The 16501-nt window shown below is 63.7% G+C and carries 14 protein-coding genes; 6 read left to right on the plus strand and 8 right to left on the minus strand.

Annotation, left to right across the window (positions count from 1 at the left end):
• Positions 1 to 2 precede the first annotated feature (2 nt).
• From ACNH6H_RS18585 to ACNH6H_RS18615, 7 genes are all read right to left on the minus strand, one after another.
• A complete protein-coding gene (locus ACNH6H_RS18585; RefSeq protein ID WP_418319773.1) occupies positions 3 to 1229 on the minus strand; it encodes a CaiB/BaiF CoA transferase family protein in 1227 nt (408 codons plus the stop codon).
• A gap of 28 nt (positions 1230 to 1257) precedes the next feature.
• Positions 1258 to 2037 carry a class II aldolase/adducin family protein gene (locus ACNH6H_RS18590; RefSeq protein ID WP_418319774.1) on the minus strand — a complete coding sequence of 260 codons (780 nt, stop codon included), beginning with the start codon at positions 2035 to 2037 and terminating at the stop codon, positions 1258 to 1260.
• Positions 2038 to 2090: 53 nt separating this feature from the next.
• Positions 2091 to 3344: a CaiB/BaiF CoA transferase family protein gene (locus ACNH6H_RS18595; protein WP_418319776.1), complete on the minus strand. Its 1254-nt coding sequence runs from the start codon at positions 3342 to 3344 to the stop codon at positions 2091 to 2093.
• Positions 3345 to 3486: 142 nt separating this feature from the next.
• A complete protein-coding gene (locus ACNH6H_RS18600; RefSeq protein ID WP_418319777.1) occupies positions 3487 to 4746 on the minus strand; it encodes a CaiB/BaiF CoA transferase family protein in 1260 nt (419 codons plus the stop codon).
• Between the two features lie 51 nt (positions 4747 to 4797).
• Positions 4798 to 6717 carry an AMP-binding protein gene (locus tag ACNH6H_RS18605; protein WP_418319778.1) on the minus strand — a complete coding sequence of 640 codons (1920 nt, stop codon included), beginning with the start codon at positions 6715 to 6717 and terminating at the stop codon, positions 4798 to 4800.
• 130 nt (positions 6718 to 6847) lie between these two features.
• Positions 6848 to 7729: an HpcH/HpaI aldolase/citrate lyase family protein gene (locus ACNH6H_RS18610; protein ID WP_418319779.1), complete on the minus strand. Its 882-nt coding sequence runs from the start codon at positions 7727 to 7729 to the stop codon at positions 6848 to 6850.
• Between the two features lie 28 nt (positions 7730 to 7757).
• Positions 7758 to 8924 carry an acyl-CoA dehydrogenase family protein gene (locus tag ACNH6H_RS18615; protein ID WP_418321393.1) on the minus strand — a complete coding sequence of 389 codons (1167 nt, stop codon included), beginning with the start codon at positions 8922 to 8924 and terminating at the stop codon, positions 7758 to 7760.
• 177 nt (positions 8925 to 9101) lie between these two features.
• Between ACNH6H_RS18615 and ACNH6H_RS18620 the strand changes: the two genes are divergently transcribed.
• The 6 genes from ACNH6H_RS18620 to ACNH6H_RS18645 all read left to right on the plus strand — a co-directional run bounded on the left by ACNH6H_RS18620 (position 9102) and on the right by ACNH6H_RS18645 (position 15407).
• Positions 9102 to 9884 (plus strand): class II aldolase/adducin family protein, encoded by a 783-nt coding sequence (locus ACNH6H_RS18620; RefSeq protein WP_418319780.1) that lies wholly within the window; start codon positions 9102 to 9104, stop codon positions 9882 to 9884.
• The gene (locus ACNH6H_RS18625) at positions 9881 to 10906 is read left to right on the plus strand and encodes a 2-dehydropantoate 2-reductase (RefSeq protein ID WP_418319782.1); all 1026 of its coding nucleotides are present in this window, start codon (positions 9881 to 9883) and stop codon (positions 10904 to 10906) included. The genes ACNH6H_RS18620 and ACNH6H_RS18625 overlap by 4 nt, the downstream gene beginning before the upstream one ends.
• Positions 10907 to 11010: 104 nt before the next feature.
• Entirely contained in the window at positions 11011 to 11892 is an 882-nt protein-coding gene (locus tag ACNH6H_RS18630) for a TauD/TfdA dioxygenase family protein (RefSeq protein WP_418319783.1), read from the plus strand.
• 52 nt (positions 11893 to 11944) lie between these two features.
• The gene (locus ACNH6H_RS18635; protein WP_418319785.1) at positions 11945 to 13105 is read left to right on the plus strand and encodes an acyl-CoA dehydrogenase family protein; all 1161 of its coding nucleotides are present in this window, start codon (positions 11945 to 11947) and stop codon (positions 13103 to 13105) included.
• 17 nt (positions 13106 to 13122) lie between these two features.
• On the plus strand, positions 13123 to 14190 hold the full coding sequence (locus ACNH6H_RS18640) for an acyl-CoA dehydrogenase family protein (RefSeq protein ID WP_418319786.1): 1068 nt from the start codon (positions 13123 to 13125) through the stop codon (positions 14188 to 14190).
• Positions 14191 to 14255: 65 nt separating this feature from the next.
• Complete coding sequence (locus tag ACNH6H_RS18645) at positions 14256 to 15407, plus strand: CaiB/BaiF CoA transferase family protein (protein ID WP_418319788.1); 1152 nt, start codon at positions 14256 to 14258, stop codon at positions 15405 to 15407.
• 41 nt (positions 15408 to 15448) lie between these two features.
• On the opposite strand, the gene ACNH6H_RS18650 is transcribed toward ACNH6H_RS18645, so the two are convergent.
• Positions 15449 to 16408, minus strand: a complete 960-nt coding sequence (locus ACNH6H_RS18650; protein ID WP_418319789.1) for a Bug family tripartite tricarboxylate transporter substrate binding protein — start codon at positions 16406 to 16408, stop codon at positions 15449 to 15451.
• Between the last annotated feature and the right edge of the window lie 93 nt (positions 16409 to 16501).

Below are 16501 nucleotides of genomic sequence, written 5' to 3' on the forward strand. Positions count from 1 at the left end.
AATTAGATGATCTGGTTCGATGCCAGCGCGTCGAGTTCGGCATCGGCCATCCCAAGCAGGCCCTGCAGAACTTCGCGGGTATGCTGGCCAAGCGTGGGCGGCGCGGCATGCACTGCCTCGGCCTCGGAAAAACGCATCGGGCTGACGATCATCGGCATGCTGCCAGCCAGCGGATGCGGCACATCGATGCGCAAGTGGCGATGTTGCACCTGCGGGTCGGCCAGCACCTGTGCCAGGTCGTTGATCGGCCCGCAACCAACGCCAGCCTCCTCCATCGCGTCGGCCCAGTAGGCGCCGTCGTGGGCGGCAAGCAGGGCCTCGAGCGCTCCAATCAGCTGTTCCCGGTTGGCCAGCCGTTGCGCGTTGGTGCAAAAGCGCGGGTCGGTGGCCAGGCCGGGGTCGCCGAGGACATCGCAGAACTTGCGGAACTGCCCCTCGTTGCCAACCGATACCATCACCCGGCCGGCCCGGCAGCTCAGTACCTCATAGGGCGCCAAGGTCGGGTTTTCGTTGCCCCAGCGCTGCGGTATCTGGCCGGTAATCAGGTGGTTCAGATGCAGGTGCGACATCATCGACGTTTCGACATCGAGCAGCGCAGCATCGATGAACTGACCTTCGCCGGAAACACGGTCCCGGTAGTGCAGCGCGGCCAGGATGGCGGCGACTGCGTGCATTCCGGTAGCGATGTCGACGATCGGCAGGCCAACCCTCATCGGCCCTGCTCCGGGGCGCCCGTCGCGTTCACCATTGATGCTCATCATGCCGCCCATTGCCTGGAATATCGGGTCGTAGCCGGCCCGCCGGCGGTAAGGGCCGGTCTGACCGAAACCGGTGATCGAGCAATAGACCAGCCGCGGGTTGAGCTGGCGCAAAGCCTCGTAACCCAGGCCGTAGCGAGTCAGCGTACCGAACTTGTAGTTCTCCACCAGCACGTCAGCCTGCTCGACCAGACGGCGCAGCAACTGCTGCCCTTCGGTCTTGGCGATGTCCAGCGTGACCGACTTCTTGTTTCGGTTGAATGCGAGGTAGGTCGCCGACTCGCTGGTGGGGCTGCCGTCGCTGGTCTTCAGCGCCGGGCCACCCATCGTGCGCGTGTCGTCTCCGCTGCCAGGGCGCTCGATCTTGATGATCTCTGCGCCGTAGTCGCCCAATGTCTGGCAGGCGAGCGGTCCAGCCAGGATGCGGGTGAGGTCGATGACGCGCAGCCCGGAAAGCAGTGTTTTTGACATCGGCAGGTCTCTCTCGTGATGCCGCGTCTCAGTTGCGGTAACCAGGATCTTCACGGTCGAGCTTGCGCAGTAGCGCGGCCCATTCCTTCTGGCCCACCGGAACGAAGCCTTCCTTGCCGAAAATTTGCGTGGCCTGTGCTGCACTCCTGGCGATGACTGCTGGCGCCACCGGGTACAGCCGCGAACTGCCGCCGAGGGCGGCGACCTGCATGCGGCAGGCGCGTTCGAGCTGGTACATCAGCATGAAGGCCTCGCCCATCGTCGCGCCGCAGCTGATCGTGCCGTGGTTGCGCAGCAGCATCAGCTTCTTGTCGGTGCCAAGATCGCGCACGAGGCTGCGTTTTTCCTCGTCGTCGAGTGCCAGGCCTTCGAACTCGTGATAGCAGAGCTTGTCCCACACCACCAACGCGTGCTGCGAGGCTGGCAGCAGGCCATGTTCCTGCATCGACACGGCGGTGCCATCGCGCGTATGGAGGTGCATCACGCACGCCAGGTCGGGCCGTGCTTCGAGGATCGCAGCGTGGATCACCAGGACCGCGGGGTTGACCGGATAGTCGGTCGCGCTGAGGATCGTGCCTTGCGCATCGGTCTTGATCAGCGACGAGGCGGTGATCTCGTCGAACAGCATGCCGTAGGGGTTGATCAGGTAGTGGTCGGGCTCACCAGGCACACGATGGGAGATATGGGCTGATATCAGGTCCGACCAGCCCATCCGCTCGGCCAGGCGATAGCAGGCGGCGAGTTCACGCCGCGCATGCTGCTCCGCGTCGGAGACTGGACTGAAGGCCTGGGACTGAGTGTTGTGCATCTTGGGAGATCCTGGTTGAGGTGGACAGGCTAGTTTCGGATGGCGCGGCGACCTCAGCCTTCACCTGCGTTGATCGTTGGTGGGCGACCGACGATGCCCTCATTGACCAGTCGGTCGATCTCGCCCGGCGTCTTGCCCAGCAAGTCGGCGAGCACCGCGATGCTGTGCTCGCCGAGCAACGGCGGCGCGATCCGGTACTCTATCGGCGTAGCCGAAAAGCGGATCGGGTTGGCCACCGTCGAGACGACTCCGCCACCGCCGTGTGCCTGGTCGATTCGCAGTTGGCGGTGCAACACCTGCGGATGCTCGAACACCTGCTTGTAGTCATTGATCGGTGCGCTTGGTACGTTGATCGCAGCCAGTTGCTCGACCCAGTGCGCGGTATCTTGCGTTTCCATCACCCGCTGCAACTCTTCGATCAGCGCCGGCCGGTTCTTGTTGCGCTCGGCAACGGTGCGAAAGCGGGGATCGGTGGCAAGCGCTTCACGGCCGATCACGCCGCACAGGCGCCGAAACTGGCCATCGTTGCCCGCGCCGACGACAAAATGGCCATTCGCCGACCGGAATACCTGATAAGGCGCAAGGTTCGGATGCTCGTTGCCCCATCGGCCCGGTATTTCGCCGCTGGCAAACATTCCGACGATCTGGTTGGAGCCGAAGTGGACGATGCTGTCGAGCAACGCGAGGTCTATGCGTTGCCCCTGTCCACTGATGTGCCGACGCTCGACGGCTGCGAGGATTGCGACGGTCGCATTCATGCCGGTGAGGATGTCCGTGACGGCAATCGCAACCTTCACCGGACCACCACCGGGACCGTCATCGCGGTGCCCGTTGATGCTCATCAGTCCACCTTCGCCCTGCGCCATGAAGTCGTAGCCCGGCCGCTTGGCGTACGGGCCGTCCTGACCATAGCCGGTGATCGAGCAATAGACGATGCGCGGGTTGACTGCGCGCATGTCGTCGTAGCCCAGACCGTAGCGGTCGAGGTCGCCGACTTTGAAGTTCTCGACGAACACGTCACATTCGCGGGCCAACTCGCGCAGCAGTTGCTGCGCGGCCGGGGTGGCGATATCGAGAGCCAGCGACCGCTTGTTGCGATTGGTCGAGGTGAAGTAACTCGCATCCGCGGTCGGGCCATCGCGTCCCGGGACGAATGGCGGACCCCAGTGACGAGAATCATCACCCACCTCGGGTCGTTCGACCTTGATGACGTCGGCGCCCAGGTCCGCCAGCATCTGGGTGCACCAGGGGCCGGCGAGTATGCGAGAGAGGTCGAGAATTCGAAGGTGGGACAGTGGGCCGCTCATGCTTGGTTCGGAGTAAGTTCGTATATCGGAACGATGTTCGGACTGAGTCTAGATGCTGATTATGCCTAAGTGGCAGCGTCCGGGCCTGCGTCTTTTCAGCAATGTTTGGGCGCCGCGACGACGGGGCCGAACATCTCGCGTTTCACCGAGTGGCGTTGGCAGCCGCTGCGGATTCTTCAGCGCCCGCGTGAATTCGAACGACGCCATTGCGCTGCAGGTGTTCGATCTCCGCGTCCACGTAACCGAGCCCGGCCAGGATTTCCGCGGTGTGCTCGCCAAGTTGCGGCGGAGGCCGGCTGACATGGCGTGGCGTGGCGTCGAATGTCACCGGCATCGCCACCGTTTTCATCGGGCCGTAGGCGGCGTGCTGGTAGTCCATCACGATGCCGCGCTCGGCCGTGTGCGGCATTGTCAGCACCTCGTCGAGCGAGTGAATGGGCGAGTTCGGCACCCCGGCTGCGCCCAGCAGGCGCGTCCATTCGCCCACCGGCTTGGTGCGCGTGCAGGCAGTGACACGCGCCACCGTCTCGTCGAAATGCGCGACGCGGTCGGCATTGGTTCGAAAGCGCGGATCGTCCTTGATCTCGATCAGTCCGGCAGCGTCGCAGAAGTTGCGCCACAGGCTGTCGTTTCCGACCGCGATCAGGATTTCTCCGTCAGACGCCGGGAAAACCTGGTACGGGCACAGAGATTCGTGGCCACTGCCGCAGCGCTCGGGCCGGCGGCCCGTCTGCCAGTAGATCTGGGCGGTGTAGCCCATGAATGCCATCGCGGTTTCGTACAACGAGACTTCGAGAAAGCGGCCCATGCCGGTGGCATCGCGTTCGCGCAGGGCGGCCAGGATGCCGAGCGCTGCCCAGATGCCGGTGGTCTGGTCCAGCGGCGAGAAGGCAGCGCGCACCGGCGCACCGCCTTTTTCGCCGGTCACCCCCATGATGCCACTGAAGGCCTGTGTCATCACATCGTAGCCGGGCAGCGACGACAGCGGGCCGGTGCGGCCAAAGCCCGAGATGCTGGCATAGATCAGGCGCGGATAACGTTCACGCAAGGTCTCGTAGCCCAGGCCCAGACGCTCCATCGCGCCCTTGCGGTAGCTTTCGAGCAGCACGTCGCTGTTGTCAAGCAGGCGCATGATCACCTCATGCCCGGCGGCGGTTTTCAGATTGACCGCGATGCTGCGCTTGTTGCGATTGGCGCTGAGAAATACTGCGCCGTCCTCACCGACGAGGGGCGGCCAGCTGCGGGTGTCGTCACCGCCGTCGCAGGGTTCCACCTTGATGACGCTGGCGCCTAGATCGGCCAGATATTGGCCGCACATTGGTCCGGCGAGCACCTTGCTCATGTCGAGCACACGGATGCCGGTCAATGGCGCAAAGGGAAGGGCTGGGGTAGTGGGGATCATGTGCAGGTATGGGAGACAGCGGGGCCCGCTGGAAAATTGGGGACAGACGCATCACGGCGAATGACCAGCCAGCGCGAGCTGTTGGCGCAGCATCGCGACGGCCTCGGGATTGACGAGTGACGACAGATCGCCAGCGTCTTCGCCCAGACAAGCGGCGCGTACAACACGGCGCATGATTTTCATGTTGCGGGTTTTCGGCAGGTCGTCGACGGCGACGAAAAGCTTGGGCCGGAATGGCGTGCCCAGGCCGCCGACGACTGCCTGGCTCAGCGCGTCGCGCACTGTGGCGGTCAGCGTGACGCCGGGCATCAGCCTGACGACGCAGCAGACGGCCTGGCCCTTGATCGCATCAGGCAGGCCGACGACAGCCGACTCGACAACGTGGCCGGTGGCCGCCAACAGGGCCTCGATCTCCGAGGGACCGGTTCGCTTGCCAGCGATCTTCAGCGTGTCGTCGGAACGTCCGAGCACATACCAATAACCATCGGCATCGACCATCGCCCAGTCGCCGTGCCGCCACAGACCGGGCAGGGCGCTCCAGTAGCTTTCCAGATAGCGCTCGTCGTCGTTCCAGAGGCTGCGCGTAAGGCCGATCGACGGCTGCCGCAGCACCAGTTCGCCGACCACACCGGCGGCAACAGCGCAACCTTGCTCGTCGACCACCGCGGCGCCCATGCCAGGAATGGCGCGGCTGAGCGCGCAGGGCTTGATCGGCTGCAGCACCGTGCCGCACAGGATGCCGCCGCCGACTTCGGTTCCGCCCGAGTAGTTGAGCAGGGGTACGCGGCGCCTGCACACTTGCTCGAAAGTCCAGTGCCAGGCCTCGGGAGTCCAGACTTCGCCGGTCGAGGCGCAGATGCGCAGCGACGACAAATCGTGGTTCTCGATACCGCCGCCGCCCTGGCCGATGAAGCTGCGCGCGGTGGTCGGCGCCAGGCCGAGAAAGCTGACCCGGTACTGCTCGATCAGGCGCCACATGCGGCCGCTGTCCGGATAATCCGGGCCTCCGTCGGTCAGCACGATGGTGGCACCGGCCAGCGGTACGCCGACCGCGACCAGCGGCCCGACCAACCAGCCCATGTCGCTCATCCAGAGCAGGCGGTCGCTGGCCTGCAGATCCATCATCAGGCCCAGGTCGAGCAGCATCTTGGCGGCGAAGCCGGTGTGGGTGTGTACCGTGCCCTTGGGCTTGCCGCTGGTACCCGAGGTATACATCAGCATCAGCGGCGCATCGGACGGCAATTGCCGCGTCGGATGGTCGGCGGCGCGGCCGGCCACCAATTCGTCGTAGGCGTGGTCGCGTCCGGCCTGCCACGGCAGTTCGATGCCGAGATGGCGCACAACGACCACATGGCGCAGCCCCGGCAGCGTGCTCACCGCCTCGTCTGCAATCGCCTTCATCGGCAGGCGCGTGCCGCGCCGGGTGCTGCCGTCGGCGGTGATCAAGGCCGCTGCGCCGGAGATCTGCAGCCGGTCGCGCAACGCACCGGCACCAAAGCCGGAAAACAGCGGCATCGCGATGGCTCCGATCTTGGCGCAGGCGAGGAAAGCTGCCACCGCCTGCGGGATGTTCGGCAGGTACAGGCCTATCACGTCGCCTTGCGTCAGGCCCAGCGATTCGAGGCCGGCGGCGAGACGGCTGACCTCGGCGCCGAGGTTGGCATACGTCCAGCGCAGCCTGGTGCCGCTTTCACCCTCCCACAGCAACGCGTCGCGCTGCCAGATGGGGGTTTCGCGGTGGCGGTCCAGGCAGTTCAGCACGATGTTGCTGCGCCCGCCGACGCACCATCGGGCATACGGGGCGCCACGCGAATCGTCGAGCAGTTGGTCGTGCGGACGATAGCAGTGCAGGCGCTGCAACAGCGCGCTCCAGAACCAGGTCGGGTCGGCGTCGGCGCGCGCCAGCAGCGTGTCGTAGTCGTCGACACCCAAGGCATCCATGAATGCCTTGAGGTTGCTGTTGGCAACCATCTCAGGTGATGGTTGCCAGACACAGCCCTCTGGAATCGGTGGCGGCAGTGACCCGGTACCCATCAATGCGCCGCCGCGCGCAACTGCCGACGCTGCGCGAATCTTGCTGCGACCAGGCTGCCGTCCGGCCTCATGGGGCAGCGCGGAACAGGCGCGCCTGCTCGACGATCTCGCGCGCCGTTTTCACGTGCGCATAGTCGATATGCTCACCATCGTAGATCACCGCAGCGCGACCCTCGGCCTGGGCGCGCTCGAAGGCTTCGATCATGCCGCTGTAGAACGCCACGTCTTCGTCCGATGGGCTATAGATGGCATTGACCGGGCCCACGTTCGACGGGTGCAGAAGCATTTCGCCGACGAAACCGAGCCGGCGATGCGCGGCGGCGGCGATTTTGAGGCCCTCGATATCGTGCACCTCCTGCCACAGCCCCGCGATCGGCATCTTGCCGGCAGCGCGCGCAGCAATCAGCCCAGCCACCTTGAACGGCAGGCTCTCCAAACCTTCGCGCGTCCACTGAAATCCGACCGAACGCGCGACATCGCCGTTTTTGGCTGCTGCGATGGCAATGGCGGTAACGCGGGGGCGCAACGCGATCTCATGGGCAAACTGGATCGAACGGGCAGTCTCGAGCGTCGGCACCAGACCGATGCTGCCGGCGACCAGGCCGTTGCGCAGTTCGGCCTCGGCCACCATCATCGAGGCCATGTCAATGTCCTCGGGGCCGTTCGGCTTGGATAACACGATGCCCTCGAGCCCGGGCACCGCCACCGCCAGCAGATCTTCCATGCTGTACATGAACGGGCTGCGGTTGATGCGCACATAAACGCGCTGGCCCGCATCAGCCAGGCCGGCAATCTTGCGTGCAACCAGTTCACGGGCGGCTGCCTTGGCATCGTTCGGCACACTGTCCTCCAGATCGAGGATCAGTGCATCGGCGCCGGCGCTGACGACCTTGTCGAGCCACGACTCGCGGCTGCCCGGAACGAACAGAAAAGAACGAATGGGTTTCATGTTTGCGGTTGGAATTGACCGAGGGATTTCAGTAGGATTTGGGCATGCCGAGCACCTTCTCGGCGATGTTCGACAAGATCAGGTGCGGGCTGATTGGCGCAATCCGCAGCAGCAGCGCCTCACGCAGATAACGCTCTACGTGGAACTCCTTGGCGTAGCCGAAACCACCGTGGGTCAGCATTGCGGTCTGGCAGCACTTTACGGCTGCCTCGGCTGCCAGATATTTCGCCGCATTCGCCTGCGGACCACATGGCTGCTGGCGGTCGTACAGAGCGGCGGCACGAAATGCCATCAGGTGCGCGGCTTCGAGTTCGGCCCATGACTCCGCCAGCGGATGCTGGATGCCCTGGTTCTGGCCGATCGGGCGGTCGAAGACGACGCGTTCCCGGGCATATTTGGCTGCACGTGCCAGCGCCGCGCGGCCGATGCCCACCGCCTCGGCGGCAACCAGCACACGCTCGGGATTCATGCCGTGCAGGATGTAGCGGAAGCCCTGGCCTTCCTCCCCGATGCGGTCGGCTACCGGCACCGGCAAGCCGTCGATGAACAGCTCGTTCGAGTCGACTGCCTTGCGTCCCATCTTGTCGATCTCTTTTACATCGACGTAGTCTCGGTCGAGCTTGGTGTAGAACAGGCTCAAGCCTTCGGTCGGCCGTTTGACTTCGTCGACCGCCGTCGTCCGCGCCAGCAACAGCATGCGATCGGCCACTTGCGCGGTGGAGATCCATACCTTGCGACCGTTGACGATGTAACGGTCTCCGTCGCGCACCGCACGCGTTTTCAGCTTGGTGGTGTTCAGGCCGGCGTCGGGCTCGGTGACGGCGAAGCAGGCTTTCTCATCGCCGCGGATCAGTGGCGGCAGCGCTTTGCGCTTCTGCTCTTCGGACCCGAACACAACCACCGGGTTCAAGCCGAAGATGTTCATGTGCACCGAAGATCCCGCCGACAGCCCGCCCCCTGACTCGGTGATGGCCTGCATCATCAGCGCCGCTTCGGTGATGCCCAGCCCGGAGCCTCCGTAAGCCTCGGGCATTGCGATCCCGAGCCAGCCGGCGTCGGCGACGGCGCGGTAGAAATCTTCTGGGAAGCCGCCTTCGCGATCCTTGCGCAACCAGTAGGCATCGTCGAAGCGACTGCACATGCTGAAAACCGCTTCACGCAATTGGGTCTGTTCGTTGTTGAATTCGAAGTCCATGTGGCGACTCTGTCGGGTTGTTGGAGGTTTGCGTAAAGTATAGGCTACTGTACGAATGCGCGAAGGACATTCGTATATCGGAACAAAAGAGGTGCATGGAGCAGTGGACGGAATGCCGTTTTGTCGGCAGAATGTTCGCTCCGCAACCGATTCGAAAGAGCTGCCGTGAATGCCGTGTTGTCTCCTGTTGTCTCGCGCCCTGCAAAGTGCGCTGATATCTCCGAAGCCGAATGGCGGACGCGCTGCAACCTTGCTGCGCTGTACCGGTTGGCGGCGCAGCAAGGTTGGGGGGATCTCCTTGCCACGCACATCTCGGCGCGGGTGCCCGACGAGCCGGAACATTTCCTGATCAACCCATATGGCATGCTGTTCGATGAGATCACGGCGTCGAGCTTGGTCAAGGTCGACGAGCATGGGCAGATCCTCAGCGAGACCGACTACATCATCAATCCGGCAGGATTCGTGATTCACAGTTGCATCCACGTCGCCCGGCCCGAAGTCGACTGCGTGATGCACCTGCACACCCGCGATGGCAATGCCGTGGCGACCCAGAAGTGCGGACTGTTGCCGGCAACCCAGCACGCGCTGGTCATCTACGACCAGGTGAGCTATCACGACTTCGAGGGTCCCGCGCTCGACCCCGACGAGCAGTCGCGACTGGTCGCCGACCTCGGCGACAAACGCATCATGATCCTGCGCAATCACGGCACGCTCACTGCCGGGCGAAGCATCGGTGAGGCATTCGTGCTGATGTACCGCATCGAGCGCGCCTGTCGCATGCAGATTGCCGCGCAGTCGGGTGGCCAGGAACTCAACCCGCTGCCGCAATCGGTGATCGACAAGAGCATCGAATGCGGCCGCACGATCTTCTCGAAAGGCGGCTTTGCAGGTGAAGGCAATCTCGAATGGGCAGCCATGCTGCGCAAGCTCGGGCGTGATGGTTCGGACTACGCGCAGTGAGGATCTGCGTCGCTGGTGCCGGCGCCATTGGCGGCTTTCTGGCTGCCAAGCTGGCATTGGCGGGCCATGATGTTTCGGTGCTGGCGCGCGGGGCCCATTGCGAAGCGATCCGCAGCGGCGGTCTGACACTGATTGATCAGCATGGCGGCACGCAACAGACGATTGGCGTACGCGCGGCCGAGGCCGACAGGCTCGCTGAACTCGGTGAACAAGAGCTTGTCATTCTGGCGTTGAAGGCCCACCAGATCGCCGACCTGGTGCCCCGCTTGGACGTTTTGCTGAGCGCGACAACCCCCGTGGTCGCACTGCAGAACGGACTGCCGTGGTGGTACTTCCATCGGCATGGGGGACGCTTCGACGGTCGCCGGCTCGAGTCGGTCGACCCGGGTGGCCTCATCGCCAGGCATTTGCCGGTCGAACGGGTGATCGGATGCGTCGCCCACAAAGGCGCAGAAATCAGTGCGCCGGGAGTCGTGCGCCATGTTGCGACGGCAGGCGACCGCTTCCCGGTCGGCGAGCCCGACGGCAGCCGCAGCGCACGTGTTGAGGCCATCTCTGCCGTGCTGAATGGCGCTTGGGTTGCCGCGCCGGTGATCACCAACATTCGGACCGAGAAGTGGTTCAAGCTGTGGGGAAACCTGGTCTGGAACCCGATCTGCGCGCTGACCCACGCGACCGTATTGGACCTGTCCGAGGCGCCGATCGCGAATGAACTCGGCGTGACCATGATGCTCGAGGCGCAGGCGGTTGCGGCCAGACTGGGTGTCAGCATTCCGGGCACGCCACAGGCGCGGCTGGCAAGAGCACGCGAGGTCGGCCATGTCAGGCCTTCGATGCTGCAAGATACGCAGGCGGGCAGGCGTCTGGAAATCGACGCCTTGCTCGGTGTCATCGTCGAACTGGCGCGTCTGACTGGCACGGCAGTGCCGTCGATCGAGGCCATCTACGCCTGCGCCAAGCTGCTTGACAAGGTGCTCGCCGAGCGACGGGTGCGCATCGTGCCCCAGTCGCTGACGGCCTGACCACGATTGCGCGTGCGGGTTCTTTTTTTCGTCGTCAAACTAACAGTTGTTTTGTATACTGATGCGGTCCGTGATCGGGCCGCTTTGCCTTCAGGAGTTGAGCAATGTCATTGAATATTCGCCCTTTGTCCCACGCTCTCGGGGCCGAGCTGTCCGGTGTAGATCTGAGCCAGCCAGTCGATGAGGCGACCCGGGCGGAGATCCACCGGGCGTGGATGGAGCACCTGGTGATCGTCTTTCGAGGCCAGGATCTGATGCCGCAGCAGCAGATTGCGTTCGGCCGCATGTTCGGCGAACTGGATGATCACAAGGCGGTGCCTTTTTACCGCCATCCGGAACACCCGGAGATCTACCTGATCACGAACAAGAAGATCGGCGACCAGGAGTCGCAGACGAAGGACACTGGCCGGTTGTGGCACTCGGATCATTCGTTCACCACCCATCCGACAACGGCCACGATGCTTTATTGCCGTGAGATACCGCCGGTCGGCGGCACCACCATGTTCGCCAACATGTACCTCGCATACGAAAGCTTGTCCGCCGAGCTGCGCAGGATGCTCGACAAGCTCGAGGCCGTGCACAGCCTCGAGCATTACACCTCGCACAACCCGTATTTCAGTGCCCGCGATCCGGCGCAGATTGCCCGGATGCACGAGTTGTCGCCGCCGGTCGCACAACCTGTCGTGCGCACGCACCCTGAGACCGGACGTAAGGCCCTGTACGTCAGCGAAGGCCAGACCTCTCATTTCGTCGGCATGAGCGCGGAAGAAAGCAGGGGTCTGCTGCAGTTCCTTTTCGCACATTCGGTGAAGCCCGAGTTCACTTACCGACACAACTGGAACGTGAGCGACATGTTGATGTGGGACAACCGCTGCACGATGCACTTGGCACTGGCGGACTACAGTCATCAGCAAACTCGTCACATGCATCGACTGACTGTGCTTGGCGCACCCTGTGGACGCCGGCTCGCGGCGAACGAGTTGTGATTGAAGTTGCGATCAAGTTGGCGGGACGCCGTCCGAGCGAGGCCGGGCGACGGTGATTTTCCAGGACCCCGGTTTCTCGTTGCCGGAACTGCCGGCTGCTGCCGAAGCGCTGCGCGAAGAAGTGCGCGGCTTTCTGGATGTCGAACTGAAAGCTGGCAGCTTCGAGCCCTGCTGCAATGCGTGGATGGATGGGCATGAGCCCGAGTTCTCCCGCAAGCTGGCGCGACGTGGCTGGATAGGCATGACCTGGCCGCGCAAGTATGGCGGCCAAGAGCGCAGCGTATTCGAGAACTTCGTCGTCAACGAGGAATTGCTTGCCGTCGGCGCACCGGTGGCTGCACACTGGGCCGGCGTGCGACAAACCGGCCCGTTGCTGATGCGCTTCGGCAACGACGCAATCAAGGATTTCTTTCTGGCCCGGATGGCGCGCGCGGAGATCTTCTTTTCGATCGGCTTGAGCGAACCTGACGCTGGCTCCGACCTTGCCCAGGTGCGCACCCGCGCGCGTCGCATCGACGGCGGCTGGGTCATCAACGGTCGCAAGATCTGGTCCAGTGGTGCGCACCGTGCCGATTTCATGGTGGTGTTCTGTCGCACGGGTGCGGAAGGCGAGGCCGATCGTCGCGCCGGCTTCAGTCAGTTGATCGTTGATCTGAAGGCTCCCGGCATCACGATCAGGCCGATCTACATGATGAGCGGTGCCCATCACTTCAATGAAACGATCTTCGACGATGTATTCGTCGCCGATGACAGGTTGATCGGAAAGCCCGGCGAAGGTTGGTCGCAGGTGGTCAGCGAACTGGGCTACGAGCGCAGTGGACCGGAGCGATTCATGAGCATTTTCCCACTGCTTGCGGGACTGGTGCGCATCGCCGCGGCCGACCCTGAGCTGCGCCGCATCGTCGCGCTGGGCCAGTTGACCGCCCGGCTGTGGACCCTGCGGCGCATGTCAATCGCGCTGCTGGCGCTGCTCGCCAAGGGCGAGTCTCCCGAGGTCGAGGCCGCCCTGGTCAAAGACCTGGGCACACGCTTTGAGCGGGAGACGGTCGAGATCGTGCGTGGCTTGGCGCCACCACGGAGTTCCGACGAACCCGCCAGCGAATTCGATGTGCTGCTGGCGAAGTGCATGTTGGCCGCGCCTGCGTTCACGCTGCGCGGGGGCACCAACGAGATTCTGCGCAATGTCATCGCCAGAAGCCTGGGTCTGAGATGAGTGAGTTGAGAGCACCGTTGGCAAATACCGCAGAGCGCCTGCTGCAGAAGTTCTGCTCGCCGGAGGTCGTCAATCGCGCTGAGCAGGGCGAGTGGCCCGACCGCTTGTGGCAGGCTGTGCAAGATGCCGGCCTGCACCGGGCTTGGCTGAGCGAGCAGGCGGGCGGGTCGGCAGTCGACGTGGGCGATGTGCTGGCGATGCTGAAAGTGGTAGGCCGCCATGCAGCACCCGTGCCGTTGGCTGAAACCTTGTTGGCCGGCTGGCTGCTCGAAGTGGCGCAACTGCCCATTCCCGACGGGCCGCTGAGCGTCGCTCCGGTGAGCGCCCAGACGCGGATCCAGTTTCGAAGGACGGCACGGGGCTGGCTGCTTTCAGGCGTGGCACGCCAGGTGCCGTGGGGCGCTTCAGCGGGATATCTGGTGGTCGCCGGCCGTGCCGGTGGACAAGACTGCGTCGCCATGGTCGAAACGTCGCGGTGCCTGGTGACGCGGGGCAGGAACATGGCTGGCGAAGCGCGCGACGATGTCGACTTCACCGGCGTCACTGTGAACTTCGATGCGCTCGCGCCGGCGCCGCTCGGCATATCCCAGGGCAGTCTCTGGCATCGCGGGGCCTTGACGCGTGTTGCACTGATGACCGGCGCGCTGGAGAAAGTCATGTCCTTGACGCTGCGCTACGCTGGCGATCGGGTGCAGTTCGGCAAGCCGATCGGCAAGTTCCAGGCGGTGCAACAGCAGTTGGCGCTGATGTCGGCCGAAGTGGCTGCGGCGTGCGTGGCCACCGATGCCGCTGGTCAAGCGGTGGATCGGGGTCGCGGACTGGCGGAAACCGCATGTGCGAAGGTGCGGGTTGGAGAAGCAGCTGGCATTGCCGCAGCGATGGCGCATCAGATTCATGGCGCGATCGGCGTGACCCATGAACACACCTTGAATCACAGCACCCGTCGCTTGTGGAGTTGGCGCGACGAATTCGGCGGCGAGGTCGAGTGGGCCGGATATCTGGGTCACTGGATTGTCCAGCCAGGGCCGGAGGCCTTCTGGCCTGCACTGACATCGCACGATGGCTTTCAGACTCCCGGCGCCTGACGTGCCGGTGCGACACCGCCGCTGCGACGTCCACCGGTTTTTCCATTCCATTATCCGGAGTCTCCATGACTGAGCCACTTGCCCTTGCCGGAATCCGAGTCCTCGACCTGACCGAACTCCTTCCCGGCCCGTTTGCCACTCAGATGCTCGCGGACATGGGTGCCGATATCATCAAGATCGAGCGTCCAGGGGTCGGCGACAGCGCGCGAAACATGTTGCCTGGCACCTTCCGCATGGTCAACCGCGGCAAGCGCAGTGTGGAACTCGATCTGAAGAGTCCTGATGGCCGCGAGGCCTTGCTGCGACTGGTGAAGCAGGCCGACATTCTGGTCGAAGGCTATCGGCCCGGCGTGATGAAGCGTCTCGGCGCCGACTACGCCACATTGAAGGCGATTGCGCCAGGTCTCATTTATGCGTCGATCTCGGGTTTCGGGCAGACCGGGCCGTTGCGTGATATTCCCGGCCATGATCTCAACTACAACGCCGTGGCTGGAGTGCTGGCCCTGTGCGGCAGCGCTGACGGGCCGCCCGAACAAGCGGTTGGCGTGCCGGTTGCCGATCTGAGTGGCAGCCTCTACACGGTGACTTCGATCCTCGCCGCCCTGATGCTGCGCCAGAAGACGGGCCAGGGGCAGTACCTCGACGTGTCCATCACTGACGCGGTATTCACGATGGTAGGGCCGCGGCTGGGCAGCGTGCAGGACACGCCGGGTTATGGCAAGAAAGACGTGCTGTGCCGAACCGGCTACGGAATCTACGAAACACGGGACGCACGCCACATCGCGATCGGAGCGATCGAGGATCATTTCTGGGCGCGGCTGGTCAAGGTGCTCGACATCCCGTTACTGCAGGAAGCTCGCTTCGCGAAGTCGGCCCAACGCTGGAAGGCCGTCGACGATCTGGAGCCACTGATTCGCGCCAGGATTCGCGAGCACAGCCATGATGAATGGATCGAAATACTCAATCGCAACGATGTGCCGGTAACCACGGTCACGACGTTGGCCACGGTCTTCGAGGATCCGCAGCTTGTCGAGCGCGGCATGATCCTGCAGGGCGACGGCATGCGCTATGTGAATTACCCGGTTCCGATGGAAGGCGTCGACGCGGCCCGCCACGGGGCGCCGCACAGTCTCGGCCAGGACAATGCCGCGATTCTGGGTGCTGCGGGCTTTACGCCCGAGCAGATCGCCGCGCTGAGCAAGGTCTCTGCGGCCTGAGTCAGTGCTCTGGTGCTGTGCGGGACGAGTGCTTTCGTGGATCAATCGACCTTGATTCCGGAAACAGCAATGATCTTGCCAAACCTGGGTATTTCGCTGCGAATGAATTCGCCGAATTTCTCCGGCGCGGTGGGCCGGACGATGATGCCAAGTTCGTCCGTCAAGCGCGCCCTGACCGTGTCGAGCGCGGTCACGAATGCCGCATTCAGCGTGGCGACAATTTCGGGTGGCGTGCCCGACGGAACCGCGGCACCGAACCAACCGAGCACGGGTTCGAATTCTTCGATGCCGGCTTCCGAAAACGTCGGCACCTCGGGCAGCTTGGCAATCCGCTTGTCGCTGCCAACGGCCAAGGCTTTCAACTTGCCGGACTTCACATGCGGGCCGACCGACGCCACGGGCTCGAAGAGCAGTTGAACATGCCCGGCCACCAGATCGACGACCGCCGGTGAACTGCCTTTATAAGGGATGTGCTTGATATCCGTCTTCGTCGTCGCCTTGAACGACTCCATCGACAGATGACTGCCAGTGCCGTTGCCGGGCGAAGCGTAACTGAGCTTGCCAGGCTGCGCCTTGGCAAAGGCGATCAGTTCACGCACGGTATTCGCTTCGACAGATGGGTGCGCGACCAATACGTAGGGCGTTGCGCCGATCATCGAGACTGGTGCAAAGTCCTCCACCGGCCGGTAGGCCAGACGCATCAAATGGACGTTGGTCGCAAATGCGGAACTGCTGGCGTAAGTCACGGTGTAGCCATCGGGCGCTGCCTTGGCACCTTCGGTCGTGCCCAAGGAGCCGCCGGCGCCGGGGCGGTTTTCGATCACGACGAATTGTCCAAGCAAGCGGCTCAACTCAGGCTGCAGGATGCGGCAAACGGTGTCGCTGGTGCTGCCGGCCGTAAAGGGGACGATCCAGCGGATCGGTTTGCTCGGGTAGGTCTGGGCAAATGACGGGTTCGCAAATGTCAGCAGGCCGAGAACGAGTGCAATCCATTTTGACATGTCATCTCCAGATCATTGAGTCGCTGGCGCGACCCACGGCGCGACTGGTGTCCGGCCAAGGTAGCTCACTTCCAGCGCAGGCGGCAGGTGATC

It is taken from the genome of Pseudideonella sakaiensis (assembly GCF_048320135.1).
In the GTDB taxonomy this organism is placed as follows: Bacteria; Pseudomonadota; Gammaproteobacteria; order Burkholderiales; family Burkholderiaceae_C; genus Ideonella_A; species Ideonella_A sakaiensis_A.